16 protein-coding genes, 2 tRNA genes and 3 rRNA genes are annotated in these 25,884 nt (G+C 41.7%); 13 read left to right on the forward strand and 8 right to left on the reverse strand.

The features are described from left to right. Nucleotides 1-193: 193 nt before the first annotated feature. From G6053_RS30040 to G6053_RS30060, 5 genes are all read left to right on the forward strand, one after another. Complete coding sequence (locus G6053_RS30040; protein WP_165309785.1) at nt 194-1,585, forward strand: OmpA family protein; 1,392 nt, start codon at nt 194-196, stop codon at nt 1,583-1,585. Nucleotides 1,586-1,766: 181 nt separating this feature from the next. After that, nucleotides 1,767-3,179, forward strand: a complete 1,413-nt coding sequence (locus tag G6053_RS30045) for a tetratricopeptide repeat protein (RefSeq protein WP_108634564.1) — start codon at nt 1,767-1,769, stop codon at nt 3,177-3,179. Between the two features lie 99 nt (nt 3,180-3,278). Beyond that, the gene (locus G6053_RS30050) at nt 3,279-4,037 is read left to right on the forward strand and encodes a shikimate dehydrogenase (RefSeq protein ID WP_165309478.1); all 759 of its coding nucleotides are present in this window, start codon (nt 3,279-3,281) and stop codon (nt 4,035-4,037) included. A gap of 28 nt (nt 4,038-4,065) precedes the next feature. Continuing rightward, nucleotides 4,066-4,707 carry an MBL fold metallo-hydrolase gene (locus tag G6053_RS30055; protein WP_165309479.1) on the forward strand — a complete coding sequence of 214 codons (642 nt, stop codon included), beginning with the start codon at nt 4,066-4,068 and terminating at the stop codon, nt 4,705-4,707. Nucleotides 4,708-4,710: 3 nt separating this feature from the next. Then, nucleotides 4,711-5,940 carry an FtsX-like permease family protein gene (locus tag G6053_RS30060; protein ID WP_165309480.1) on the forward strand — a complete coding sequence of 410 codons (1,230 nt, stop codon included), beginning with the start codon at nt 4,711-4,713 and terminating at the stop codon, nt 5,938-5,940. On the opposite strand, the gene G6053_RS30065 is transcribed toward G6053_RS30060, so the two are convergent. Together G6053_RS30065 and G6053_RS30070 are read right to left on the reverse strand one after the other, a co-directional pair. Beyond that, on the reverse strand, nt 5,937-6,587 hold the full coding sequence (locus tag G6053_RS30065; RefSeq protein WP_108634560.1) for a carboxypeptidase regulatory-like domain-containing protein: 651 nt from the start codon (nt 6,585-6,587) through the stop codon (nt 5,937-5,939). The genes G6053_RS30060 and G6053_RS30065 overlap by 4 nt on opposite strands. Nucleotides 6,588-6,644: 57 nt before the next feature. Beyond that, the gene (locus G6053_RS30070; RefSeq protein ID WP_104383444.1) at nt 6,645-6,920 is read right to left on the reverse strand and encodes a NifU family protein; all 276 of its coding nucleotides are present in this window, start codon (nt 6,918-6,920) and stop codon (nt 6,645-6,647) included. Nucleotides 6,921-7,161: 241 nt separating this feature from the next. Here G6053_RS30070 and bamD point away from each other — a divergent pair, with 241 nt between their 5' ends. The 3 genes from bamD to coaBC are packed head-to-tail and all read left to right on the forward strand — an operon-like array spanning nt 7,162 to nt 9,627. Then, nucleotides 7,162-8,091: an outer membrane protein assembly factor BamD gene (gene bamD, locus G6053_RS30075; protein WP_104383443.1), complete on the forward strand. Its 930-nt coding sequence runs from the start codon at nt 7,162-7,164 to the stop codon at nt 8,089-8,091. Further along, nucleotides 8,075-8,404, forward strand: coding sequence for a DNA-directed RNA polymerase subunit omega (locus G6053_RS30080; protein ID WP_028070932.1), 330 nt, complete (start codon nt 8,075-8,077; stop codon nt 8,402-8,404). The genes bamD and G6053_RS30080 overlap by 17 nt, the downstream gene beginning before the upstream one ends. Before the next feature lie 14 nt (nt 8,405-8,418). Further along, nucleotides 8,419-9,627, forward strand: a complete 1,209-nt coding sequence (gene coaBC, locus G6053_RS30085; protein ID WP_165309481.1) for a bifunctional phosphopantothenoylcysteine decarboxylase/phosphopantothenate--cysteine ligase CoaBC — start codon at nt 8,419-8,421, stop codon at nt 9,625-9,627. A gap of 37 nt (nt 9,628-9,664) precedes the next feature. On the opposite strand, the gene G6053_RS30090 is transcribed toward coaBC, so the two are convergent. Next, on the reverse strand, nt 9,665-11,032 hold the full coding sequence (locus G6053_RS30090) for an RNA methyltransferase (protein WP_165309482.1): 1,368 nt from the start codon (nt 11,030-11,032) through the stop codon (nt 9,665-9,667). A gap of 87 nt (nt 11,033-11,119) precedes the next feature. On the opposite strand from G6053_RS30090, the gene G6053_RS30095 reads away from it, so the two are divergent. Then, nucleotides 11,120-11,506 carry an SRPBCC family protein gene (locus G6053_RS30095; RefSeq protein ID WP_108634557.1) on the forward strand — a complete coding sequence of 129 codons (387 nt, stop codon included), beginning with the start codon at nt 11,120-11,122 and terminating at the stop codon, nt 11,504-11,506. A gap of 600 nt (nt 11,507-12,106) precedes the next feature. Here the strand turns inward: G6053_RS30095 and rrf are convergent. From rrf to G6053_RS30120, 5 genes are all read right to left on the reverse strand, one after another. Then, a 5S ribosomal RNA gene (gene rrf, locus G6053_RS30100) occupies nt 12,107-12,218 on the reverse strand. A 145-nt stretch (nt 12,219-12,363) separates the two neighbouring features. After that, a 23S ribosomal RNA gene (locus G6053_RS30105) occupies nt 12,364-15,248 on the reverse strand. 265 nt (nt 15,249-15,513) lie between these two features. Further along, nucleotides 15,514-15,587, reverse strand: a tRNA-Ala gene (locus G6053_RS30110). A gap of 90 nt (nt 15,588-15,677) precedes the next feature. Then, nucleotides 15,678-15,751, reverse strand: a tRNA-Ile gene (locus tag G6053_RS30115). A 122-nt stretch (nt 15,752-15,873) separates the two neighbouring features. Further along, nucleotides 15,874-17,403: ribosomal RNA gene (locus tag G6053_RS30120) — 16S ribosomal RNA — on the reverse strand. Together the 16S, 23S and 5S rRNA genes with 2 tRNA genes alongside form the textbook arrangement of a ribosomal RNA operon. Nucleotides 17,404-19,115: 1,712 nt before the next feature. Here G6053_RS30120 and G6053_RS30125 point away from each other — a divergent pair. From G6053_RS30125 to G6053_RS30140, 4 genes are read left to right on the forward strand one after another with little or no spacing between them, the layout of a single operon-like run. Next, entirely contained in the window at nt 19,116-20,300 is a 1,185-nt protein-coding gene (locus G6053_RS30125) for a Pycsar system effector family protein (RefSeq protein WP_241254886.1), read from the forward strand. A gap of 48 nt (nt 20,301-20,348) precedes the next feature. Further along, the gene (gene ppk1, locus G6053_RS30130; protein ID WP_165309483.1) at nt 20,349-22,361 is read left to right on the forward strand and encodes a polyphosphate kinase 1; all 2,013 of its coding nucleotides are present in this window, start codon (nt 20,349-20,351) and stop codon (nt 22,359-22,361) included. 4 nt (nt 22,362-22,365) lie between these two features. Continuing rightward, a complete protein-coding gene (locus G6053_RS30135) occupies nt 22,366-23,262 on the forward strand; it encodes a hypothetical protein (RefSeq protein WP_165309484.1) in 897 nt (298 codons plus the stop codon). Between the two features lie 5 nt (nt 23,263-23,267). Further along, nucleotides 23,268-25,877: a BamA/TamA family outer membrane protein gene (locus G6053_RS30140; protein ID WP_108635486.1), complete on the forward strand. Its 2,610-nt coding sequence runs from the start codon at nt 23,268-23,270 to the stop codon at nt 25,875-25,877. Nucleotides 25,878-25,884 lie beyond the last annotated feature (7 nt).

Raw genomic sequence — 25,884 nt, forward strand, 5'->3', positions numbered from 1 at the left:
TGGTACTTTCGTACCGAATTTTTGTTTTGTTGTTTCACATTAAATACTTAATTTAGTGCAAAATATAGCAAAAACAAAAATTTAACATAATTTTAAGACTTTGGCACGGCAATTGTACTGTTCCATGTGTTAAGACAAGAGAATTTAAAGTTTGAAAACAATTAAAATTAATAATAACCTTAAAAACAAGAGTATGAACTATTCTACAATTAAAAAAACAGCTGTTGCTGCTACATTAGTTGCCGCTTTAGGTTTCGCTGATACAGCACAAGCTCAACAAGTATTCGGTGGTAGATCACAATACAGAACTTGGTCTATCGGAGTTCAAGGCGGTATTACTACTCCTAATGCTGTTATCGGTGGTAACAACAACTTTGGTCAAAAAGTTGGTTACTTCCAAAACAAAGTAGGTGAGTACTATGGTTTGACAGTACGTAAACAATTCTCTCACCTATTCGGTTTAGAAGTTGAAGCGAACCGTGGTAAGATCAAAACTTACAACCACGATGAGTCTGGTCCTGCTTTTGAAGCTGGTTCTGGCTCTAAATTAGGACGTGCTCAATCAGCAGAAACAAAGGTAAACTGGGCGGCTAGCTTAAACGGTGTGTTCCAATTAGGTACTATTGACTTCTTGAGAAGAGAAAACGCAGTTAATTTCTATGCTAAAGTAGGTATCGGTGCATTCGCTTACAATCCTATTCAGTACTCTAACAATGATTTTGGTGGAACTGTTGTTTATAATCAAAAATGGGGTGAAGACGTATTAGGAGATCGTTCTCCTTCAGAACCTCAAGATAAGGAGTACCGCTTAGGTATGATCGTTCCTGTGGGTGTTGGTGCTAAATTCAAATTATCTGAAGTTGTTGCGTTGAACTTAGGTTACACAATGAACTTCACTGATGAAGCATTATTGTACGGACCAGGTAGAAACACTACTACGAAACAACGTTTCGCTAACGTATACGGTGGTTTAGAGTTCACTTTAGGTTCAAAAGACAAACAAAACTTGACTTTTGCTAACCCAGTTGCTACAATGTATGATGAATTGAAAGATCCTTCATTGAGAAACGAAGTTGAAGCATTGAAACAACGTGTAAGCACTTTAGAAGGTACTGTTAACACATTAAGTGCTGATGCTGATGGTGACGGTGTATCTGACAAATTTGATAAATGCCCTAACACACCAGCTGGTACTCCAGTAGATGGTTCAGGATGTCCAATCAAATTCCCAGAGCCAGTTGTTAACAACGTTACTTCTAACGGTTACTATGCGCCAATTCAATTTGAATTTGATAGCTCAGTATTACAGACTTCATCATACTCAACTTTAGACAAATTGGCTAAAGAAGTACGTGATAACAATTCATCTGTAACTTTAGACGGTTATGCATCTGCAGAAGGTTCTGAAGCTTACAACTTGACTTTGTCTAAAGACCGTGCTAACTCTGTAAAACAATATTTGGTAAATGCTGGTGTTTCTTCATCAAGCATCACTGCTAACGGTTACGGAGAGAAAAACCCAGTTGCTTCTAATTCAACTGAAGAAGGTCGTGTTCAAAACCGTCGTGTTGAGATCAAAAAATAATCGTATATAATTTATACCATTATATTAAAAGCCGGCTCTAGAGCCGGCTTTTTTATTTTGACAGTATTTATCCTTAACTTTGTGGATGATATCCAATTTGTGGAAAATTTATTCAAGCAAATTAGATAAGAAATTAGTATTTTGATTTAAGGAACAGAATACTGGTTTTAAACTTTTGAGAATGGAAGAGGATTTTGAATTTGAAAACCCCGAAGAAAGAAAAATCTCGGTGGACAGATATGAGGAAATGCTTCGAAACGAGGATCAGTATTTTTTTGACTCCAAGGCTTTCGAAGGAATAATAGACTACTACGCTGAAAAAAATGACCCTGTAAAGGCTTTACAAGTAACAGAATTTGCGATAAGCCAACATCCCTTTGATATTACCTTTCTGTTAAAGCAGGCCCAATTGTTTTCAACAATTCAGCAATACCGGAATGCATTGGCAGCTCTGGACAAAGCGGAACTACTGGAAGCTTCAGAAGGCGATATATTTTTGATTAGAGGTGGTATACTGGGAAGTATAGGACAGTTTGATGAAGCATTGGATCAGCTATTCAAAGCATTGCCCTTATTGGACAATAAGGATGAAGTCTACTTTCATGTTGCGATGATTTTTCAGGCGCAAATGAATTATGACAAAGCTATTGTCTATTTAAAGAAAGCACTTGAACTTAATATGGACTATCAGGAAGCTCTCTATGAACTGGCTTATTGCTATGATGTGCTTGACAGACAGGAAGAAAGTATATCTTTTTATAAAAAATATATTGACTCAGATCCGTATTCGTATTATGCCTGGTACAATTTGGGTAATTCGTATCATAAAATCAGCAAATTCGAAGAAGCATTGGACGCTTATGACTATTCCATATTGATCAAAGAAGATTTCTCGTCGGCTTATTTCAACAAAGGGAATGCACTTGTCAACTTAGACCGCTATCAGGAAGCTTTGGATGTCTATAAGCAAACCTTCGAATATGAACAGCCTAGCGCCGACACTTATTGTGCAATAGGCGAATGCTACGAAAAGCTCGAACAAATGGAAGAAGCTCGAAACTACTATAAAAAAGCTGTGAAGCTAGATGCCGAACTAGCGGATGCCTGGTTTGGTATCGGAGTTACACTGGATTTTGAAGAACGTTATTTTGAATCGCTTCATTTCTACAAAAAAGCTTTGGAATTGGAAGACACAAATCCAGATTACTGGTTTGCCATCGCAGATGCAAGGTATAAGCTACAGCAAATTGATCAAGCTGAGGAAGCCTATAAGAAAGTTGTTGCATTAAATCCATCCGATATTGATGCTTGGCTCGATTATTCGTCTATCTTATTCGAACAGAGCAAAATGGATGAAGCCATCAATGTGATGTCGGATGCGATCACGCAAAATCCTGAAGCAGCAGAATTATACTATCGTGTAGTGGCTTATCTATTTGCTAATGGACAATACAATGAAGCTTTAAACTTTTTGGAATTAGGCTTAGCTACAAATCCCGAAAAGCATTACATTCTCTTTGATTACCTCCCCCAATTACAGGGAAATCAAATCATTACTGAGATTGTAAAAAAATACACAAAACCAAAAAATTAAAACAGGAAACATAGCTATACCCTTAGTCAATCTTTCAGATATAACTGAAGGTATACAATTAGATTGAGCGTAAAGCTCAAAGAAGTATTAAACCATTCGATGAAAAAATTAGGTCTGATAGGATATCCGCTAGGACATTCGTTTTCCAAGAAATACTATTTAGAAAAATTTGAAAAGGAACATATTGAACATATAGATTATGATCTATATCCAATTGAACGCATAACAGATTTTCCTGCAATTTTTACGAATAAGGACTTTTATGGAGTAAATGTTACTATTCCCTATAAAATAGAAGTCATGGATTATCTCGACGAACTGTCAGAAGAGGCCGAGGCCATACAAGCAGTAAACTGTATCCGTATTCGGCACCTATCTGATGGCAGGCCCCATCTTAAAGGTTACAATACAGATGCTTATGGCTTTGAAGCTTCATTAAAACCACTTTTGGTTCCTCACGATAAAAAAGCCCTGATTCTAGGAAACGGTGGAGCGGCAAAAGCCGTAATCTATGCTTTGGATCAATTGGGCATCGCATACAAACTTGTAAGCAGAACCAAACACATAGACAACTATACCTATGATGAGTTAGATGCCGCAATATTAGCTGACTATACATTAATTATCAACTGTTCTCCCGTAGGCACCTTTCCCAATATAGCAGAATTTCCCCACTTACCTTATGAATATATAAATGATCATCATTTGCTTTATGATCTTATCTATAATCCAGAAGAGACAACCTTCCTAAAGAAAGGCAAAGAAAAAGGTGCTCGAACTAAAAATGGGTATGAAATGTTACTGCTTCAGGCAGAGAAGAATTGGGAAATTTGGAATAGCGAATCTTTCCCTATTTAGAGAACAATAAAAAATGTAATTTTACCTTATGCTAACGATCGGAACATTCACATTCAATCCATACCAAGAAAACACTTACGTATTATATAATGAGCAGAGAAATGCCATTATTATCGATCCTGGGATGTATGGTGAAAAAGAGCAGACGGAGTTTTTGACATTTGTCGATCAACATAATCTCAGTCCCCAATCGTTATTGAATACGCATTGTCATATTGATCATGTATTGGGCAATTATTTCATTCATGAGCGGTTTGGTCTTCTCCCTAAATTTCACGAGGGTGAGCTATCTATTTTGGTAGCGGTTCAGAACTATGCCCCTCAAATGGGATTCCGTTATGACATCTCTCCTATTGGAGAAGCATTTTTAAATGATGGAGACAGCATCCGGTTAGACAATGACGAATTGGAAGTGATCCTAGCGCCCGGTCATTCACCTGCACATATCTGCTTCTATTCTGCTGCACAAAAATTTTTAATTGGTGGGGACGTGCTTTTCCGCAACAGTATTGGCCGCACTGACCTCCCTGGAGGGAACCATCAACAACTTTTGGATAGCATCAAACAAAGACTCTATACGCTACCTGATGATACTGTTGTCTATCCCGGTCATGGTCCATCAACAACGATAGGATTTGAAAAGAACTCCAATCCATTCATACAAGGATAAGATATGAACCTGCCTCTTCTATTTGCCAAAAGATACCTCTTTTCAAAAAAATCGGTTAACGCAATCAATATCATTTCGTCAATTAGTGTGATCGGAGTTATGGTAAGTAGTGCCGCATTGATTATACTCCTATCCTCATTCAATGGCATGGAGGAGCTGATTCTATCTATGTATAGTAAATTCGCTCCCGAAATAAAAATAGAGCCTCACAGAGGAAAGCTTTTTACAACAAATAAACCGATTTTTAATGAGCTTCGAAAGGATCCAAATGTAGTTCATTATACTGAAGTGTTAGAGGAAAAAGTATTACTCCAATATGCAAATCGACAATATATTTCAACGATAAAAGGAGTCGAGCCTCAATCGCTCAATAAAAGTATCGGCGATAGTATCCTCGTGGATGGAGCATATCGACTCATGCATGACTCGACCAATTTAGCTATACTTGGAGCAAGCGTTCAGGCCAATCTTGGTATATCAATGCAAAATGAACCCGAACTAATCCAGGTTTACTCACCGAGAAAGGGAGTCAAAAACAGCTCCAATCCCGCAGAAGAGTTTAATATTAGAGCTATCAGCCCCAGTGGAGTTCTTAGATATCAACAGGACTTCGATAATTTTATTATTACACCCATTTCATTTGCTAAAGAAGTGCTCGGTGAATATGATCGGGTTTCATCCATTGAATTCTATCTGAAGACCGGTACTAATATTAAATTATTTGAACAAGATCTTCAAAAAAAGTTAGGCACAGATTACATCGTTAAGAACCGCGAAGAACAAAATCCAACGTTATATAAAAACGTGCGTGTAGAAAGATGGGTTGTGTTTTTTATCTTAACATTAATTAGTGTTATCGCCATTTTTAATATTGTGGGTTCATTGACGATGTTGGTATTGGACAAACAAAAAGATATGACAGTCTTAAAAAGTCTAGGCGGAAATAACAGTTTAATTCAACGTATTTTCTTTTATGAAGGACTAATGATTGCAATTATCGGTTGCGTTTTGGGTTTATTGATCGGCGCAATATTTAATTATATTCAGTCGACCTATGGTATTATACGAGTTGAAGATGGAGCGAACACAATTTTAGACAGTTATCCCATGGTCAGCAGATGGAGCGACTATGCATTGGTATTCACTACTGTTACCGGTATTTCGGGGTTAGTGTCCTATTTCTCTGCAAAAGTGAGCGTAAAAGAGCTGAACAAACTAAAAGCAACGGATTAATAGCGTGTACTTTTGGAACGGCTTTGACTACCTTTCGTAATCTGTTGAATTAAACTCCCCCAAGCAAAAGGATTTAACAATGGGTTTGCATAACGCTGGTTGATAACTTTATTATTCATTGTGTTAAAACTCTGAGCGTTGTTGATCGAACGCATCTCATTGCCATCACGAGGTACAACAGCGGCCATGGCGGACAACGATTCATAGGAGAGCGATCTCCTTGCGCGCACTATATTATCCTCAGATACATCTAGATTCATAAATGCAATATTAAATTCTTCGATACTTGCCCAAGGATAGGGGGTTACCATAGGCAACTCAGTTACCAAATTTTGCATGACGATACTAGCCGTGTATTTGTCTCCGGAAACTTCAGGAATAGTTATGGTGAGCGGATCGAATCCGACAGAAGTAAAACGAATTGTATCCCCTACGTGAGCCACAAAAGAAAAATACCCCTCATTATTCGCAGCAACGGCCTCATTACGGAAAGATAAGTTGGTTACTGTGGCATAACCAACAGGAAGCCCAGATCCCACGGTAGTTACAATACCGGAATATTGAATAATCTTCTTTTCTTGCGCTTTCAAAACCGAAGAGTCAAAAAATATAGATAGAACTAATAATATAGGGATCAGCAACTTCATAGAACAAATTTACACAAAACCAGCTGAGTTAGCCGTTAAATTGTGTTAATAGATAAACTAATTGGCCGAAGGCATCGTCGCATCAGGAGAATCCGGATCGGTAAGGTTGATTGCTTCTACCGCAGTAACCTCCGGTACAGCTTTCTTGATCGCTTGCTCCAATCCCGCTTTAAAAGTCATGATGCTCATTGAACATGAAGCACAGGCGCCCAATAGTTTTAATCGCACGACATTATCCGCTGTAATCTCTTCAACACTCACATTTCCGCCATCAGTTTCCAAATAAGGTCTCAAGGTATCCAATGCTTGCTCCACTTTTTCTTTTAAAGTCATACTCTTTATTAAATTCAATGATTGTATATGTAAAGATAATCAAATATTTTAAAATCTGTATTTTTCCTCTTCTTACGCAAGAGAAAAACAACAAGATCATGACAATACTGCTACTAAATTGCATTCAACGAGTTAAAGAATGTTAATAAAAAATGTTGTTTTTGGGATCAAATAATTATTAAACTATATTGCACAGTAAAATTTAATTGATTAGTATAACAAATTCACTTATCTTTGTAAAATGTTTTTAAATAGGCGTATAGCGGCTATCTGTGCCGGCATGATGTTTCTATTGGTGTTTACCGGTTGCAAGAGTAAATTTGAGAAATTGCGCGCAAGCAATAATATCGCTCAAAAGTATGAAGAAGCCGTAAAACTATATGAGAAAAAGAAATATACAAAGGCATTAGTTTTGTTTGATGACTTGCGGACAAAATTCCGCGGACAAGCTGAAGCAGAAAATATCTACTACTATTTGGCTTTTGCCAATTACCGTCTAAAAGATTATACTTCAGCAGCATATCACTTTAAGGACTTTGCCGATGTTTACCCGAATAGCGCGCGGGCAGAAGAATGTCGTTTCATGCATGCCTATTGTTACTATTTGGATTCACCTCGGTCAACACTGGATCAGGCAAACACCAAGAAGGCAATAGATGCCTTACAGCTTTTTGTCAACCTGTATCCAGAATCTGAACGCTCCAAAGAAGCTGCAGATCTTATCCAAAAACTACGGGACAAACTCGAGCTTAAGGCTTTTGCCAATGCTAGGCTCTATTATGACATGGGATTGAATGATGATTATAGAGCTGCTGTCATTGCGTTACAAAATGTACTAAAAGAATATCCTGATACGAAATATGCTGAAGAAATCGAATTCTTAACGCTAAAAGCACAATACATCTTCGCTTCGAAAAGTATTCTGCAAAAACAGGAAAGCAGGTATGACGAAACATTGGATTATTACCGTAGCTTTGCTAGCGCTTATCCCAATAGCAAGCATATGAAAGAAGCGGAATCTATCCGTGAAGATTCGGAAAAAGGAATTAAAACAGCCGCTTCTCACATGAAAGAATATAACAAAGCGGTTGCTGAGCAGGAAGCTTATATAAAAGAACAAAAGGCGAAAAAAGAAAAAGAAAATACCCAAAAAGATGAGTCAAAAAAATAACAATTCAATTCCAAATTCTACAGTTACACGTGACTTAAGACAATTGGACAAAGGAACTGACAATATCTATGAATCCATTGTAGTTATTTCTAAACGCGCGAATCAAATTGCAGTAGATATTAAAGAAGAACTAAACGGAAAACTTGCTGAGTTTGCAAGCAACAACGATAACTTGGAAGAGGTATTCGAAAACCGCGAACAAATAGAGATTTCTAAGCACTACGAGCGCATGCCCAAACCTACTTTGGTAGCAATCGATGAGTTTTTACACGACAAAGTGTACTACAGAAATCCTTCGAAAGAGCAAGACTAATCCCAAATTCAACGATGGCTTTAGCTGGGAAAAATATTGTAATTGCTGTATGCGGCAGTATTGCCGCATACAAAATTGCAAATCTAATTCGTCTGCTCATAAAAGCGGATGCCCGGGTTAAAGTGATTATGTCTGAGGAAGCCACAGCTTTCATTACCCCTCTTACGCTTTCGACACTATCCAAAAATCCAGTTTTAATTGACTATTACCAACCCAACACAGGTGAATGGAATAATCATGTGCAAATTGCTTTGGAAGCTGATTATATACTCGTAGCTCCTGCAACGGCAAATACCATCGCTAAGATGGCTAACGGACTCTGTGACAATCTACTTATGGCAGTATATTTATCGGCAAAGTGTCCAGTGTTCTTTGCTCCGGCAATGGATTTAGATATGTGGAAACATCCATCTACACAATCCAATATCGCCAAACTTGGAACTTACGGCAATATAATCATACCTCCTGAAAAAGGTGAATTAGCCAGTGGATTAATAGGAGAAGGGCGTCTTGCCGAACCAGAGGAAATTTTACGCTTTTTAGCAGATTTTGCCGACGAAAAACGTCCCCTATCGGGTCTAAAGGCGCTCGTATCAGCTGGACCAACCCATGAAGCCATAGATCCTGTCCGCTTTATTGGCAATCATTCCAGTGGAAAGATGGGCTTTGCCATTGCCCAACAATTAAAGGAACTCGGAGCCGATGTCACATTAGTTTCTGGACCTACTGCACTTCCACATCCCCAACAAATGACAGTCGTCCCTGTCACTTCCGCGGCCGAAATGCTTGGCGCCTGTGAAAAATATTTCGACGATGCTTCTATCATTGTCATGAGCGCCGCAGTTGCGGATTATACCCCTATCGAAGTGGCATCTCAGAAAATAAAGAAGAAAGAAAATGAATTTTCTATCGCTTTGAAGAAAACAACCGACATTCTAGCAACTTTAGGTGCAAAAAAGAAGAAAAATCAATTACTAATTGGATTTGCTCTAGAGACCAATAATGAACTCGAGAATGCAAAAGACAAATTAGTTCGAAAAAATCTCGATTTTATCGTGCTCAATTCCATGCAGGATCAAGGTGCTGGATTTGCCACAGATACAAACAAAGTCACAATCATCAATCGTTTGGGCGAAAACAAAACATTTGCTTTGAAATCGAAGAAAGATGTTGCAAAAGATATTTGTTCGATCATTGTGCAGCATATTCCCCTCGAAAATTGATCTTATAATTCCAAGGAATAGGTCACGTCTTATTCTACTAAAGGTTCATAATTCTTAGTTCTTTCGGATAGTAATTATTGATCCTATTTGGTAAGATTTTCATCCACCCTAATGACATCCCTTTATATTTTGCCAGGGCCCAGCCCTTAATAATGGGAGAGCCTACCTCTAGTGTCAGGTTTTCCTTCCTAAGGTAATTTTGAGCCTCCTCGAGTGTAAATTCAAGGCTTTGCACATCAGGGTTCAATACATTACTTAATGCTAATGCGTGGCTTGGAATCAGTTCCTTTCGATTGAGCTTTCCTATATTGACTCCAGCATTCTTTAGATAAAGCACATTCTGGAGATACTTCAAATCATTTTCATATTTTTTTGGGAATATATAAAGATCATCGTGATGGATAAACGGAAAGAACTCATCCACATCTGATATCCAAGGGTCTAAAATTCCCTTCGGAACGTCTGATTTTTCCGGTTTTATCCGTTTCCTATTAAATGTAGATTGCTCAGCTATTTTGCGCAAAACAGTAATAAAAAAGCCTTCTCCGCCTAATTTATGGGGATAGAAACGGTATCCATGTGCTGTGTATTCAACCGACCTTGTATGCTCGATCCCCCAATTATCATCAATTGCAATCTCTATTGACTCAAAATCTCCCGTCCCTATTAACCAATCTGCTACATCTTCATTTTCCTCTTCAGAATAAGAGCAGGTTGAGTAAAGGAGGTATCCGCCTGTTTTCAATGCAGCGATACTTTCTGCTAATATTCGTTGTTGTCTTTCACTACAAAGTTTAACATTCGCTTCCGACCACTCATCTATTGCATCCGTATCCTTTCTAAACATTCCCGATCCAGAGCAAGGTGCGTCCACAACCATAAGATCAAAGTATCCCGGTAATCGGTCAAAAGCCGAAGGATCATTATTTGTAACCACCGTATTTACGTTTCCCCATTTTGTTAAGTTATCCTGTAAGATATTGACACGTGTCTTAATAATCTCATTGGCAACTAGTAGGCTTTCAGGATGTAAACTACTGTTTAGCAAAGTAGACTTTCCCCCGGGGGCTGCACAGAGATCCAGCGCATAAACTGGCTTAGCTTTTATCTCCAACTTACGGATAATATGGTCTATGAACATAGACGATGCATCTTGGGGATAATAGCCACCAGCGTGAAACAAAGGATCAAGCGTAAATAGGGGGCGTTCCTCGAGATAAAAAGCACTCTCGCACCAAGGTACCATGCCGCTACTGGAAAAGGGGCATTCCCTCAATTTTTGAGGATTTAACCGTATTGCCGTTGCCCGTTTGCCCTCTTCGTGTACTCTAATAAATCCTTCAGTATCGAATAATGGATTTACCCCCAGTTTTTTCACTAATGAATTTGGCAGAAAATTACTCATGTGTCCTAATAGTTTGTGCTAAAATTAATATAAATAAAAATGAAGTCAAAATAAGTAGTAAATTACGGGAAAGAGTAAATTTGTGTCATGAAAGATCTCAAGAAATACGCTATTATCCCGGCGACACCAGAAGAACTGTATCTCGCCTTAACAACCGAAATTACAGCCCGTCTTTGGACTGGCGATCTTGTATCGATAGATGCGACAGTAAATGGTGAATTTTCCTTGTGGGATGGGGCGATTGCAGGTCGGTTCCTGGAATTAGAACCTTCTACGAAAATCGTACAGGAATGGTATTTTGGAGAAACTGATCACCCTTCAATTGTTACATTAAAGTTGCATGAGCACAAAAAAGGGACATCACTGGAGATTAGGCAAACCAATATACCAGATGAAGATTACGAAAATATTGCTGAAGGTTGGGAAGATCCCTATATTTCTTCCCTAATTGATTTCTATACGGAAGAAGATTAATTTTTATGAATATCTTCAGAGAGCCTAGTTTTTTAAACTAGGCTTTTATTTTACTTTATTTAATAAAAACATGTAGCCTTTGCCCGAATTGTTTCTCCGATACCGAAAACAGAAAACTTCCCTTGCGATAAGGTCTTTTTAAGCTCTCTAACATTCCATTATAAGGCCCCTTGGGCTCTTTAGCTAAAAGAACAGCCTAGTTTTTGTACCTTTCACTTTCTAGATTGTCGGCGTTCTTTCGGGGGAGATCACCATAGTAGGTCAAGAAAAAAGCTGATGAGATGTCAATCGATATAGAAGAATATAATAGAACACGTTTTTCAAAGCCATTATAATCTTATATCTCTTCTTAAAGAACATCGGCCGGTTTATCCGGCTGCTGAGTGTGTACAGTACGTGACCGTCCGGTCTCAGGAGTTCCGAGCCTGTTCCCCTAGGTTTCCCCGCCCGGCGCTTCTTCATAGAGAACATCGGCCGGAAGCATAGTATCGGCAAAGGGAGATAAAAGAACCGGGGGACAAATAAAAGATCCTTTGGAAAGGAGATATGAACTAAACGAAAGAAGCCCTTGACTGTTTCCAGCAAGGGCTTCCGTGTAAAAAAAGGCACCGACCTACTCTCCCACCTGTTACGGCAATACCATCGGCTCTGGCGGGCTTGACTGCTCTGTTCGGAATGGGAAGAGGTAGACACCGCCGATATAGGCACCTAAAGTTTTTTTATAGTATTAAGTAGTTAGATATTAGTAGTTAGATTCCTTTGTAGGAAAATACCCATCTTATAGCTTAAACCATAATGACATATATATTGAAAGATTACTTCAAAAATTAAAGAGGAAGACAACAGTGTCTGTCTGCTTGAGAAAGCTTCGGGCTATTAGTACCACTTGGCTTTGGTCTCTCAACCTTTACACCTATGGCCTATCAACGTAGTCATCTCCTACGACCCTATAAGGAAGTCTCATCTCGTGGCTAGTTTCGCACTTAGATGCTTTCAGCGCTTATCTATTCCAGACGTAGCTACCCTGCCGTACACCTGGCGGCATAACAGGTTCACCAGAGGTCTGTCCAACCCGGTCCTCTCGTACTAAGGTCAGATCCACTCAAACTTCCAACGCCCACAACAGATAGGGACCGAACTGTCTCGCGACGTTCTGAACCCAGCTCGCGTGCCACTTTAATGGGCGAACAGCCCAACCCTTGGGACCTTCTCCAGCCCCAGGATGTGACGAGCCGACATCGAGGTGCCAAACCTCCCCGTCGATATGAGCTCTTGGGGGAGATCAGCCTGTTATCCCCAGCGTACCTTTTATCCTTTGAGCGATGGCCCTTCCATACAGAACCACCGGATCACTATGTCCGTCTTTCGACCCTGTTCGACTTGTTGGTCTCACAGTCAAGCAAGCTTATGCCATTGCACTCCGCGTACGGTTACCAAGCGTACTGAGCTTACCTTTGAAAGCCTCCGTTACCTTTTTGGAGGCGACCACCCCAGTCAAACTACCCACCAAACAATGTCCTCGGACATAGCCGAGTTAGAAACCGGATACAGAAAGGGCGGTATTTCAAGGTTGATTCCACGACTCCTGGCGAAGCCGCTTCAACATCTCCCGCCTATCCTACACATCCTGTACCCAATCTCAATGTTAAGCTATAGTGAAGGTGCATGGGGTCTTTCCGTCCCGTTGCGGGTAATCGGCGTCTTCACCGATACCACAATTTCACCGAGCTCATGGCTGAGACAGCGCCCAGATCGTTACACCATTCGTGCAGGTCGGAACTTACCCGACAAGGAATTTCGCTACCTTAGGACCGTTATAGTTACGGCCGCCGTTTACTGGGGCTTCGATTCAATGCTTCTCTTGCGATGACATCCCCTCTTAACCTTCCAGCACCGGGCAGGTGTCAGGCCTTATACCTCATCTTGCGATTTTGCAAAGCCATATGTTTTTGTTAAACAGTCGCCTGGGCCTTTTCACTGCGGCTGCTCATCGCTGAGACAGCGCCCCTTCTCCCGAAGTTACAGGGCCATTTTGCCGAGTTCCTTAGCCATGACTCACTCGAGCACCTTAGGATTCTCTCCTCGACCACCTGTGTCGGTTTGCGGTACGGGTCTTCATAACCTGAAGCTTAGCGGGTTTTCTTGGAAGTCTGTTTACCTGCTCTATCAGCGCCACCGGAGCTTTGCTGTACTATTGGGTTTCAGCTAGAGTTGCGGATTTGCCTACAACCCCAATACCTACGCCTTTCAACGAACTATTCCGTCAGTTCGCGGCAGTGTCACTACTCCGTCACCACATCGCAGTTATGAAGAGTACTGGAATATTAACCAGTTGTCCATCGGCTTGCCCCCTTCGGGTGCGCCTTAGGTCCCGACTGACCCTGATCCGATTAACGTTGATCAGGAAACCTTGGTCTTTCGGTGGGCGGGTTTCCCACCCGCCTTATCGTTACTTATGCCTACATTTGCTTTTCCATACGGTCCAACACCCATTACCAGGTATCTTCGCCCCATATGGAATGCTCCCCTACCAGATGCATATCTTTCAATGCAAATCCATAGCTTCGGTACCGTTCTTGATGCCCGTTTATTATCCACGCCCGGCCGCTCGACTAGTGAGCTGTTACGCACTCTTTAAATGAATGGCTGCTTCCAAGCCAACATCCTAGCTGTCTGGGCAACCGGACCTCGTTAGTTCAACTTAGAACGGATTTGGGGACCTTAGCTGATGGTCTGGGTTCTTTCCCTCTCGGCCTTGGACCTTAGCACCCAAAGCCTCACTGCCGGCCATATCTGATAGCATTCGGAGTTCGTCTGGATTTGGTAGGATTTGACTCCCCCGCACCCAATCGGTAGCTCTACCTCTATCAGACTCAATGCCGACGCTGTTCCTAAAAACATTTCGGGGAGTACGAGCTATTTCCCAGTTTGATTGGCCTTTCACCCCTACCCTCAGGTCATCCGGAAACTTTTCAACGTTTATCGGTTCGGTCCTCCATTACATGTTACTGCAACTTCAACCTGCCCAAGGGTAGATCACAAGGTTTCGCGTCTACCTCATCTGACTATGCGCCCTATTAAGACTCGCTTTCGCTTCGGCTGCGTCCCTGAAGGACTTAACCTTGCCAGACAAGAGTAACTCGTAGGCTCATTATGCAAAAGGCACGCTGTCACAGGACCTGCCTGCTCCAACCGCTTGTAAGCACACGGTTTCAGGTTCTTTTCACTCCCCTGTTCGGGGTTCTTTTCACCTTTCCCTCACGGTACTGGTTCACTATCGGTCTCTCAGGAGTATTTAGCCTTACCAGATGGTGCTGGTGGATTCCCACAGGATTTCTCCGGTCCCGCGGTACTCAGGATACCACTATGCCAATATTCTTTGCCTGTACGGGGCTCTCACCCTTGTCGCGCAGTTTCCCACCTGCTTCCAGTTCATAGCATTGTACAATATCGTGGTCCTACAACCCCGACTATGCCGTAACATGATCGGTTTGGGCTCTTTCCCGTTCGCTCGCCACTACTTGGGAAATCATTGTTATTTTCTTCTCCTACGCCTACTTAGATGTTTCAGTTCAGCGCGTTCGCGTTTTATACGGCTATTCTTCAAATAGCCAGGTTGCCCCATTCGGAAATCTACGGATCAAGTCGCATTTGCCGATCCCCGTAGCTTATCGCAGCTTATCACGTCCTTCTTCGCCTCTGAGAGCCTAGGCATCCCCCGTGTGCCCTTATTTACTTTCTTCACCGACATAGCCTTTTGCCACTATGCGGCTGCTTTTGATATATATACCCGTATGCTACGCAATGATTCGTTCGGCCTTGACCGAGGGTCTCCTCATCACATCAAACACATACAAGCATTGTCTCTATACTGTTGTCTTCTCTTGTAATTTTTTTTCTCTTTCAATATGTCAAAGAACTCTTTTTTTCAGATAGGAGATATTAGATCTGAGATATTAGACCCTGTATGGCCTGTTATCTTTCCCTATACTTCCTTCCAAAAAACGTGGAGAATAACGGATTCGAACCGTTGACCCCCTGCGTGCAAGGCAGGTGCTCTAGCCAGCTGAGCTAATTCCCCTTTTTTTAGATATGAGATGTTAGATGATAGATATGAGATCCTGTATGTCGCCATACTGTTTCTCCCATCTCATCCCTCAGATCTTTTAAGTAGTCCCGAGCAGATTTGAACTGCTGACCCCTACATTATCAGTGTAGTGCTCTAACCAACTGAGCTACGGGACTAGCTATTCTGTTCATCTCTTCTCTCAGGGACCGCTCCATTAGGGGCGGGCACTTTCTTCTGATGTTTTTTCTTCTTTTGCAATCATATGTAACGTGACGAGCACCGGTCCGCGATACTCTAGAAAGGAGGTATTCCAGCCGCACCTTCCGGTACGGCTACCTTGTTACGACTTAGCCCCAATTATCGGTTTTACCCTAACACGCTCCTTGCGGTCACATGCTTTAGGTACCCCCAACTTTCATGGCTTGACGGGCGGTGTGTACAAGGCCCGGGAACGTATTCACCGCGTCATTGCTGATACGCGATTACTAGCGAATCCAACTTCATGGGGTCGAGTTGCAGACCCCAATCCGAACTGTGAATGGCTTTTAGAGATTAGCATCATATTGCTATGTAGCTGCCCGCTGTACCATCCATTGTAGCACGTGTGTAGCCCCGGACGTAAGGGCCATGATGACTTGACGTCGTCCCCACCTTCCTCACTGTTTGCACAGGCAGTCTGTTTAGAGTCCCCACCATAACATGCTGGCAACTAAACATAGGGGTTGCGCTCGTTGCGGGACTTAACCCAACACCTCACGGCACGAGCTGACGACAGCCATGCAGCACCTAGTTTCGTGTCCCGAAGGACGGATGCGTCTCTGCATCCTTCACTAACTTTCAAGCCCGGGTAAGGTTCCTCGCGTATCATCGAATTAAACCACATGCTCCTCCGCTTGTGCGGGCCCCCGTCAATTCCTTTGAGTTTCACCCTTGCGGGCGTACTCCCCAGGTGGATAACTTAACGCTTTCGCTGGGACGCTGGCCGTCTATCGCCAACATCGAGTTATCATCGTTTAGGGCGTGGACTACCAGGGTATCTAATCCTGTTCGATCCCCACGCTTTCGTGCATCAGCGTCAATACCAGCTTAGTGAGCTGCCTTCGCAATCGGAGTTCTAAGACATATCTATGCATTTCACCGCTACTTGTCTTATTCCGCCCACTTCAAATGGATTCAAGCCCATCAGTATCAAAGGCACTGCGATGGTTGAGCCACCGTATTTCACCCCTGACTTAATGGGCCGCCTACGCACCCTTTAAACCCAATAAATCCGGATAACGCTCGGATCCTCCGTATTACCGCGGCTGCTGGCACGGAGTTAGCCGATCCTTATTCTTCCGGTACATTCAGCCAGGTACACGTACCTGGGTTTATTCCCGGACAAAAGCAGTTTACAACCCATAGGGCAGTCGTCCTGCACGCGGCATGGCTGGTTCAGGCTTCCGCCCATTGACCAATATTCCTTACTGCTGCCTCCCGTAGGAGTCTGGTCCGTGTCTCAGTACCAGTGTGGGGGATTCTCCTCTCAGAGCCCCTAGACATCGTCGCCTTGGTAAGCCGTTACCTTACCAACCAGCTAATGTCACGCGAGCCCATCTCTATCCTATAAATATTTAATAACCAGACGATGCCGAATAGTTATATTATGCGGTGTTAATCTCTCTTTCGAGAGGCTATCCCCCTGATAGAGGTAGGTTGCTCACGCGTTACGCACCCGTGCGCCACTCTCACCATCTTCGAGCAAGCTCTCTGATGGATCCCGTCCGACTTGCATGTATTAGGCCTGCCGCTAGCGTTCATCCTGAGCCAGGATCAAACTCTCCATTGTAAAATGAAGTTTTTGATTCCAACTATTTACATAATCAGAATTCTTTTTTATATCTCTGATCTTGGACCGAATTGAACCAATTCTTGAATTTGTTCATGACTTTCGTCTCCTACTCGTCACGCTTACATGATTGTGTTTTCTTAAAGAACTTTTCTCGCTTCAACTTCCGTATCCGCTATATTCCGATGGGCACCAGGCCTGTCTTTATCTTTTTTGTTTTTCCCTCCGTTTCCGTTGGGACTGCAAAGGTAGAAATCTTTTTTGAACTTCCAAAAAACTTTTGAAGTTTTTTTTTCTTTTTCTTTCCAGTTTCTGCGCTTAACTCCCGTTAAACCCTTCTTTTTTCATTGGCTCCCTCTTTCGAAGCAACCGTTCCTCCCTTGCGGAGTGGTGCAAAGATAGGGAGTTTTCGGGCAAACTTCCAAGCCTTTTGTTCTTATTTATTTCATTTTACCCCTAACTCGCTGGACAGGTGGCTGATTGTTTTTCCGCAGGAGGCCTTTCCGCGTCCCGAAAGGCCGGTTGTCCGCGGAGCAGCAGTGGAAAGCCGGCGCGGAACTTCGGCTGAAAGCTAGCGGTCTGTTTTAAAGGGGACCGTAAGGAGAAACCTCCGAACAGGTAAAGCGGGAATACTTTGCTGCAGACATGACCCTTTGGGAGGGTAAACGTGTGCCACGGATACAGAACACCGTGGAATCTCGCTCCACGGATTACGGGGGCAGTCCGGGGCATAGGTAGGACCGAAGAATAACAGCAGCCTCCCCAGCACACGCCCAGAATCCGGAAAGGGCACGGAATCGGGAGCCCCGGCGGCGCTGACGGGTTTCAGTCCGAAAGCAGAGGAGCGGCTAACAGATACGTGGGAAGGCCGGAAAACGGGACGCGGGCCTGAACAAAACAGAGAACCCGCCGGAAAGACAGCGGGCCAAAACAGAAAAAAATCCCATGAGCCGGGTCACCCGATCAGGGAGGCCAAATTATGGGCAGACATATAAACCGCAGCTTGGCAGTCCGTGGGGGCCATAGAAAAACAAGGCAGAAGCAGCAGCAACAATACCGATACAGATCCAATGTTTAGTTAGGGTTTGTTTAGGTTTTATTTAGGTTTAGTTTAGGTATTCTTTAGGTAAAAGCTAAGCGAAACCTAACTAAATCCTAACCTAAGTCTAGCTTACTTCTAAACTATTATAAAATCAATACTTGACCAGATCATAATATAACTAAAAGCGGAGATGCGACATGAACGATAGTAGGACTATGGTCGCGAGCCGTAGCCCTAGATCAAAATATTTATCAACTTAAACATAGTACTTCTTGTCTAACGCAAAAACACTCCAGCTTGGGATCAAGCTAAGCAAACCCCAATTCATCACCGAGGGCAACTACAACTAGTCAGAATAAGGTTAAACAACAAAAAGGTAGAGGAGAAGCTACCACTTATCAAACTAACCCAGGAGACTTAATTAAAGAACTACAGCCGAACATGACATCCCGAAAAGCAGAAATGTTCGCGGCCTCAGGGCATCAAAAGCAGCAATCTCAACTAAAGAAAAAACTTAAAGGACGCACCCTGTACAAAAAAAACAATGATTTTGTATGCTTTCTAGTCTATCAAACTTGATCTAGATCAAAAAATTACGAAAAGGGATCACATATATACAAGATGTTAAAGATATTGAATACTTTTATTCTAAATAAACATCATATTGGTCATGATAGATTATAACGAGCTTTTAAAACAAGTAGAGCACTATTCTAATACTTATATTGTAGAAAACATATCTTCTTGTCATTGTTTTCACAACAGCCTACACACACATTCAGTAGTACAGGCGGCAGAAGAAATTTCGTCGTTCTATAAGTTAAACGATGAAGATCATTTTATCGTGATTAGTGCTGCTTATTTTCATGATCTAGGTTATGTAGAATCTGACAACGCGATTGGCCATGAGAAAAGAAGCGTAGAAATAGCTTTGGGCTTTCTGAAAGATAAAGGCATATCCGAAGATATTAAAGAAAAAATCAAAGGTTGCATCCTGGCGACGAGAATGCCTCAGGACCCAAACAATCTACTGGAACAGATTCTCTGTGATGCTGACCTGTTCCATTTCGGTAATGACGACTTTGAAAATAGGAACAAACTTATGAAAGCCGAAGCCGAGGCTGTATTGGGTAAAGAAATTGACAAAGATGTCTGGCGTGCAGGTACGATAAAACTCTTGTCAGGCCATCATTACCATACGGATTATGCGCAACAAAAGCTCAACGCAAAAAAAGAACAGAACTTAAAAGAACTCGAGCGAAAACAGGAAAAATCTAACGCCAAGAAAAAAGAAGACAAAAAAGAAACAAAAAAAGAGAAAGACAAAAGCACCAAACCCGAACGTGGTATAGAGACGATGTTTCGAATAACATCGTCCAACAACCAGCGTCTGAGCGACATGGCTGACAATAAAGCGAACATACTATTAACTGTCAATTCTATTATTCTATCCGTTGTCATTGCAGTATTGTTTAGAAAATTAGATAGCAATGAGCACCTGATCTTTCCAACAATTATCCTCACTGTAATTGTTGTTGCAACCATGGTTATGGCCATATTATCGACTATCCCCAAAATACCGGCTGGAAAATTTTCAAAGCAGGAGATCGAGGATAAAACCGTCAATCTATTATTTTTCGGAAACTTCTACAAAATGAAACTCAACGACTATAACGAAGGGATGCAGAAAGTAATGGTCGACTCCGAGTTTTTATACGGAATGCTTACAAAAGATGTCTATTCCCAAGGTGTCGTTCTGGGCAGAAAATATAAGTTATTACGTTATGCTTATGGCATCTTTATGTTTGGCCTGGTCATCTCTGTTATTTCATTTGTTATTGCAACACTCTTATAAAATAGATACAGCTCTTTTAACCGCATTATTCCTTAGATTATTTTTCGAATGAAAAAAAAAGACCTATATATCAACAGAGATATCAGTTGGCTTTCCTTTAATGACAGGGTGCTTAACGAAGCTGGGCGCCCGGCAGTACCATTGTTGGAGAAATTACAGTTCCTCGCCATTTTTTCATCAAACTTAGATGAGTTCTACCGTGTACGGATGCCTGTATTAATGGCTTGGAAGAAAATTAGAAAAAAGACTACTGACCAGGTCATCCCGAATCTCGATATTGGAACGTATAAAAAAGCATCCAAAATTATCGATAAACAACAGCAAAAATTTGGACTCTTTTTAACTGATATTATTCAGCAGTTAGCTGCGGAAAATATTATCCTAATCTATAACCAAGAGATTCCATTAGCAGTAAAATCTCTTGCCGCCAAATATTTTTTTAGCACAATTGCTTCTTATCTGCAAATCATTCCTGTTAACGAAGAATTCTCTTTTTTCCCGATCAACAACCGCCTGTACTTTGCATTGACAGACAATAATACGGCTGATCTGTTCATTGTTAATATACCCGCAGATCGCATTAATCGGTTCTTCACCTGTCAGGTCAATTCCAAAACATATGTTGTATTCATCGACGATATCATTAAACTATTTTTACCCAACTTAATAAAAGACAAGAGTTTAACTTTCTACTCCTTCAAAATTACGCGGGATGCTGAGCTTAATTTGCAAGATGAATTTGATGGTGATATCGCTCAGAAAATAGAGGCAGAAGTCAATAAAAGAGATCTTGGTTACGCAACCCGATTCTTACATCAGCCGGGTTTTCCAGAACAGCTCATCGAAAGACTTGCAGTTCTTTTTGACCTACGGAAAAGTAGTATTGTCGCCGGAGGATATTACCATAATCTAAAGGACTTTTTCTCCTTCCCGGTAAAACAGGAAGCATTGTCCTTCCCGAAACAGCGACAGATAGAGGTACATCAGGATTTCGAACATTCCCTTTTTGACCAGCTCGATCAGAAGGATATATTGATCTGTACTCCTTATGAATCGTTTGACCCCATTCTTCGTTTTTTTAACGAAGCGGCTATCGATCCTGAGGTTGTGGAAATCCACACGACACTCTATCGGATTGCCGGAGATTCGCATATCGCCCAAGCCCTGGCCACTGCAGCAAAGAATGGCAAGAAAGTGAATGTGTTTGTTGAATTAAAAGCACGTTTCGACGAAGCCAATAATATACATTGGTCCAGAATAATGAAGGAACAGGGGGTAAGAATCAGCTATAGTATCCCTAATCTCAAAGTGCATGCTAAAATTGCACTTGTCAGACGAAAAGATGGAAAAGAAAGCGCACTATTTGGGACTGGCAACTTAAACGAGAAGACCGCCACCGTATATACCGACTATTTTTTGATGACATCCAATCGCTTGCTGACAGCGGAACTAGGCCAGCTATTTGAGTTTTTACCCAATAGAAAGAAACCAAGCAGTCCAACAGATATTTTATTTCAGCACCTATTGGTAGCACAATTCAATTTAAAGCAAACTTTCATCGGGCTGATCGACGAAGCAATTGCTCAGCTCAAGCAAGGAATAACTACTTCGATAAAAATTAAGTTAAACAATTTAGAGGAAGAATCGTTAATCAATAAATTGTATGAGGCTAGCCAAGCCGGTGTAAAGGTACAATTGTTGGTCAGAGGAATCTGCCGGCTTAAACCTCAAGTACAAGGCTTAAGTGAAAATATAAAAGTTAAACGGATCGTAGGTCGCTATTTAGAGCATGGGAGAATCTTTATATTTCGGTACGGCGATGATACAAAAGTATATTTAGGTTCCTCAGATTGGATGGATCGCAATATCTACCGTCGGATAGAAACCTGTTTTCCGATACTGGAAACAGTATTATCCAAAAGGATTCAGCAGCTCTTCGAAATCCAGTTCGCTGACGATATCGAAGCTACTTTTATTGATGACCTAGGGCAAAACTTGCCTATAGCACATCCGATTGGCAATAAATCGCAGCAACAAATTGTTGATTACTTAAACAACTAAATTGATGAAAAACTCAACACGACTATCCGCTTTTGCATTGGGAATAATTTCCACGGTATTACTAGCTTGCAACCCCAGTAATGCAAACAAAGAACGCACAGCTAATTTTACGGACACAACAACAGACAAAAAAACGCAACAGGCAATTCCTTATAAATTGCTGTCCGGCGAAAAGATAAGTTTACCCAACGAGCTGCTCGAAATATCAGGGATCGCATTTTTAGAGGGTCAGGATGAAGAGATTTATGCCATTCAAGATGAACAAGGATTACTTTTTAAATACCATTTGCCTACACAAAAGCTCACATTCAGCCAATTTGGAAAAGACGGTGATTACGAAGACATTGGTATTAGCAAAACACACTTCTTTGTTTTAAAAAGCAATGGCAGTGTCTATTCCTTCCCAATGGCAGATAAAGATAACATACAGGCGGTCGCTGAACAAAAAGATATTCTTCCCAAGGGCGAATATGAAGGACTTTATGTCGATAAAGCAGCTAACCTCGCTTATGTTCTCTGCAAAGAATGCCGGGTAGACAAAAAACAATCACAAACAACCGGATATATTTTTTCCATTGGAACGGATGGCAAATTCAGTCCAAAAGGCGAATTTGCTATCCAAGTCGATGAGCTAAAGAAATTTGATCCCAAGATCAAAAAGACCTTCAAACCGTCAGCACTTGCAAAGAAAACCGATAGCAATGAATGGTATATTTTATCCTCCATTGACAAGGCGCTCGTTGTAACGGACGAAAACTTCAAGGTCAAATCCTTAACGCCGTTGGATCCAAAGCTATTTCCCCAACCAGAAGGGATCAACTTTGATTCAAAATCCAATCTTTACATCAGCAGTGAAGCCGGTGATCAGGACAAAGGAATCATTTATAAATTTGAAAAATAATAAGCATGCAACGGGTCTTACCATTTCTTTTACTTTTTTTCACCGCACAAGCTTATTCCCAGCAGGAGAACAAGTCGACCTTGGCAGCTGAAGCACACAAAGACAAGCCTCTGACACAAGCCGTGATAAAAGACAGTATTACTGTTGTCGCAAATGCAAAGTATGGACAGGCGGGCAAATTTAAAAAATCATTTCTGGGAGAAAACTATCGCAAAGAATGGGCTGCCGAAACCTCATTACCCATACTTCAGCTCTCTAAATTATTCGGAGGTCTAACGCCCATCAAACAGGGAGGGGGCATGCAATCCGTGTCACTTCGATTGACGGATCCAACAGGAAGAGAATGGGCCCTTCGGTCAGTAAATAAACGAACAGAATCTTTGATTCCAGAAGAATTGCACGGGACCTTTGTTCAGGATGTCCTGGACGATGCAACAAGTGCGCAACATCCTTATTCCGCGCTGATGATCCCGGCACTGGCCAATGCTGTCAACATCCCACATGCACATCCTATTATCGGATTCGTCGCACCGGATCCGATCCTTGGCCAATACGCAGCGCTATTCGAAAATACTGTAGCCCTATTGGAGGAACGGGAACCGCTGGGCGATTCTGATAATAGTGCTAAAGCGGTGCGCAAACTCCAGGAAGACAATGACGATGATTTTAAACCCAAGGCATACCTCAGAGCACGCATGTTGGACGTGATGGTAAGCGATTGGGATCGTCATGAAGATCAATGGCGCTGGTACAATGAAAATCAGAATACGAATGACAAAGATAAGGACTATATTCCCATTCCACGTGACCGCGATCAGGCCTTGCGTGTTACACAGGGATTTTTGATGAAAGATATTTACCAACGATTTGTAAATCCTGTTATGCAAGGGTTTACAATGGGCATTCCAAATATCAGATATTCCCTTTTCAAATCCAGGTTTTTAAATGCACATCCCAGCAATCAGCTCTCCCACAAAGAATGGACAAAAGAAGTAGACCAATTTGTCGCCCGATTGACCGATTCGGTACTCCGGCAGTCTGTCAACAGCTTGCCTCAATCATCCATAGCGATTCGAGGCGAACAGATTTTCCGCACCCTTCAGAGCAGACGTGATGCCCTGCCTACTGCGATGGAACAATATTATCGCTTTATCAATAATATTGTAGATATCCATTTCAGTGATAAGAACGAGAAGGTAGAGATCGTCAGCACCAAAGACAGGGGATTAAATGTCAAGGTATCCAAAATCAACAAAAATGGACAGGTGACTAAAACTTTGATGGACAAAGTTTACGAAAAAAATTTGACGAAAGAGATCCGATTATATCTTTCTGAGGGTCAAGACTCATTGTTAATAAATAATACAAATTCTCCGATAAAACTGCGAATAATTGGCGATAGTTTGCCAAAGACCTATGTAATTGATAATAGCAGATCAAGAATAAAGCTCTATGAAAACACGTCCAATTCAACGATTTTAGGAGAAAAAAAACGAGTCAAGCTACATCGCGGTAAGGATAGCGTAAATACAGCGTTTGTTCCCGTGAATTTATACAATTCCTGGCTACCATTATTAACAGCTGGTTACAATGCTGATGATGGTTTTTCTTTGGGGCTTGGCGCAGCATATACCCACCAACGGGGATTTAGGAAAGTGCCTTTTACCTATAAACAACAGATTACAGTCGCTACGGCATTCCGGACAGGTGCCTATAAAATTCATTATCGCGGTGAATGGGAAGATGTCATAGGCAATGCCGACTTCGTTATCGACGCACTGGCAAAAGCGCCCGACAATACGCAAAACTTTTTTGGCGTGGGCAACAATTCCTTGTTTTTAAAAGATCAGTATGGAGCAAAATATTACCGTAGCCGATTCAATATTTTTAATATCAATCCGCTACTGAGATGGCATCCATCATCGACGTTAAATTACGCTATTGGCCCCCATATCCAGTTCTATCATCTGGATCCCGTTGAAAATCAAGATCGTTTTATCCTAAATCCGCAGGCACTGCATTCCTATGATAGTCTCTCCATTACCCATGACAAGGCCTTTGCCGGATTAAATGCTTTTCTAACACAAGATACTCGTAATCGTAAAATCAATCCAAGTAAAGGTGTATTTGTTAAAGCTGCGCTACAATCCTATTTAGGCTTAAACAAATATTCGCGGCATTCGGCACAGTTAAGCGCAGAAATGACCGGTTATTTTAGTGCAATTAACGAAGGTATTATATTTGCCAACAGGGTAGGAGGAGGAACGGTCGTGGGTAACCCAACATTCTATCAATATCTTTTTCTTGGTGGTCACGAAAATCTACGTGGTTATCGCCAATACCGTTTTGCTGGGGAACAAATGGTCTACAATAACCTGGAGGCTCGTGTTAAGATCCATGATATAAAAAGCTACGTTCTGCCTGGGGAGCTAGGCCTCATGGGCATGTATGATATTGGAAAAGTCTGGGCAAAAGACCATAACAGCTCCACTTTCCACCAAGGATTCGGCGGAGGGCTTTATTATATCGTGGCAAATGCCTTGCCCCTTCACTTCGTAATGGCCAAATCCAACGAAGGCTGGTATCCTTATTTTAGTACAGGCTTTCGCTTCTAAAGTATAT

Origin of the sequence: Sphingobacterium sp. DR205 (assembly GCF_011064245.1) — a bacterium.
GTDB lineage: Bacteria > Bacteroidota > Bacteroidia > Sphingobacteriales > Sphingobacteriaceae > Sphingobacterium > Sphingobacterium athyrii.

Excerpts from the sequence above, each read along its gene's own strand:
- G6053_RS30140 (WP_108635486.1), top strand. The coding sequence starts at position 23,268 with ATGCAACGGGTCTTACCATTTCTTTTACTTTTTTTCACCGCACAAGCT.
- G6053_RS30070 (WP_104383444.1), bottom strand. The coding sequence starts at position 6,920 with ATGACTTTAAAAGAAAAAGTGGAGCAAGCATTGGATACCTTGAGACCT.
- G6053_RS30040 (WP_165309785.1), top strand. The coding sequence starts at position 194 with ATGAACTATTCTACAATTAAAAAAACAGCTGTTGCTGCTACATTAGTT.
- G6053_RS30095 (WP_108634557.1), top strand. The coding sequence starts at position 11,120 with ATGAAAGATCTCAAGAAATACGCTATTATCCCGGCGACACCAGAAGAA.
- G6053_RS30060 (WP_165309480.1), top strand. The coding sequence starts at position 4,711 with ATGAACCTGCCTCTTCTATTTGCCAAAAGATACCTCTTTTCAAAAAAA.
- ppk1 (WP_165309483.1), top strand. The coding sequence starts at position 20,349 with ATGAAAAAAAAAGACCTATATATCAACAGAGATATCAGTTGGCTTTCC.
- G6053_RS30065 (WP_108634560.1), bottom strand. The coding sequence starts at position 6,587 with ATGAAGTTGCTGATCCCTATATTATTAGTTCTATCTATATTTTTTGAC.
- G6053_RS30125 (WP_241254886.1), top strand. The coding sequence starts at position 19,116 with ATGATAGATTATAACGAGCTTTTAAAACAAGTAGAGCACTATTCTAAT.
- G6053_RS30080 (WP_028070932.1), top strand. The coding sequence starts at position 8,075 with ATGAGTCAAAAAAATAACAATTCAATTCCAAATTCTACAGTTACACGT.
- coaBC (WP_165309481.1), top strand. The coding sequence starts at position 8,419 with ATGGCTTTAGCTGGGAAAAATATTGTAATTGCTGTATGCGGCAGTATT.
- G6053_RS30050 (WP_165309478.1), top strand. The coding sequence starts at position 3,279 with ATGAAAAAATTAGGTCTGATAGGATATCCGCTAGGACATTCGTTTTCC.
- G6053_RS30090 (WP_165309482.1), bottom strand. The coding sequence starts at position 11,032 with ATGAGTAATTTTCTGCCAAATTCATTAGTGAAAAAACTGGGGGTAAAT.
- G6053_RS30135 (WP_165309484.1), top strand. The coding sequence starts at position 22,366 with ATGAAAAACTCAACACGACTATCCGCTTTTGCATTGGGAATAATTTCC.
- bamD (WP_104383443.1), top strand. The coding sequence starts at position 7,162 with ATGTTTTTAAATAGGCGTATAGCGGCTATCTGTGCCGGCATGATGTTT.
- G6053_RS30055 (WP_165309479.1), top strand. The coding sequence starts at position 4,066 with ATGCTAACGATCGGAACATTCACATTCAATCCATACCAAGAAAACACT.
- G6053_RS30045 (WP_108634564.1), top strand. The coding sequence starts at position 1,767 with ATGGAAGAGGATTTTGAATTTGAAAACCCCGAAGAAAGAAAAATCTCG.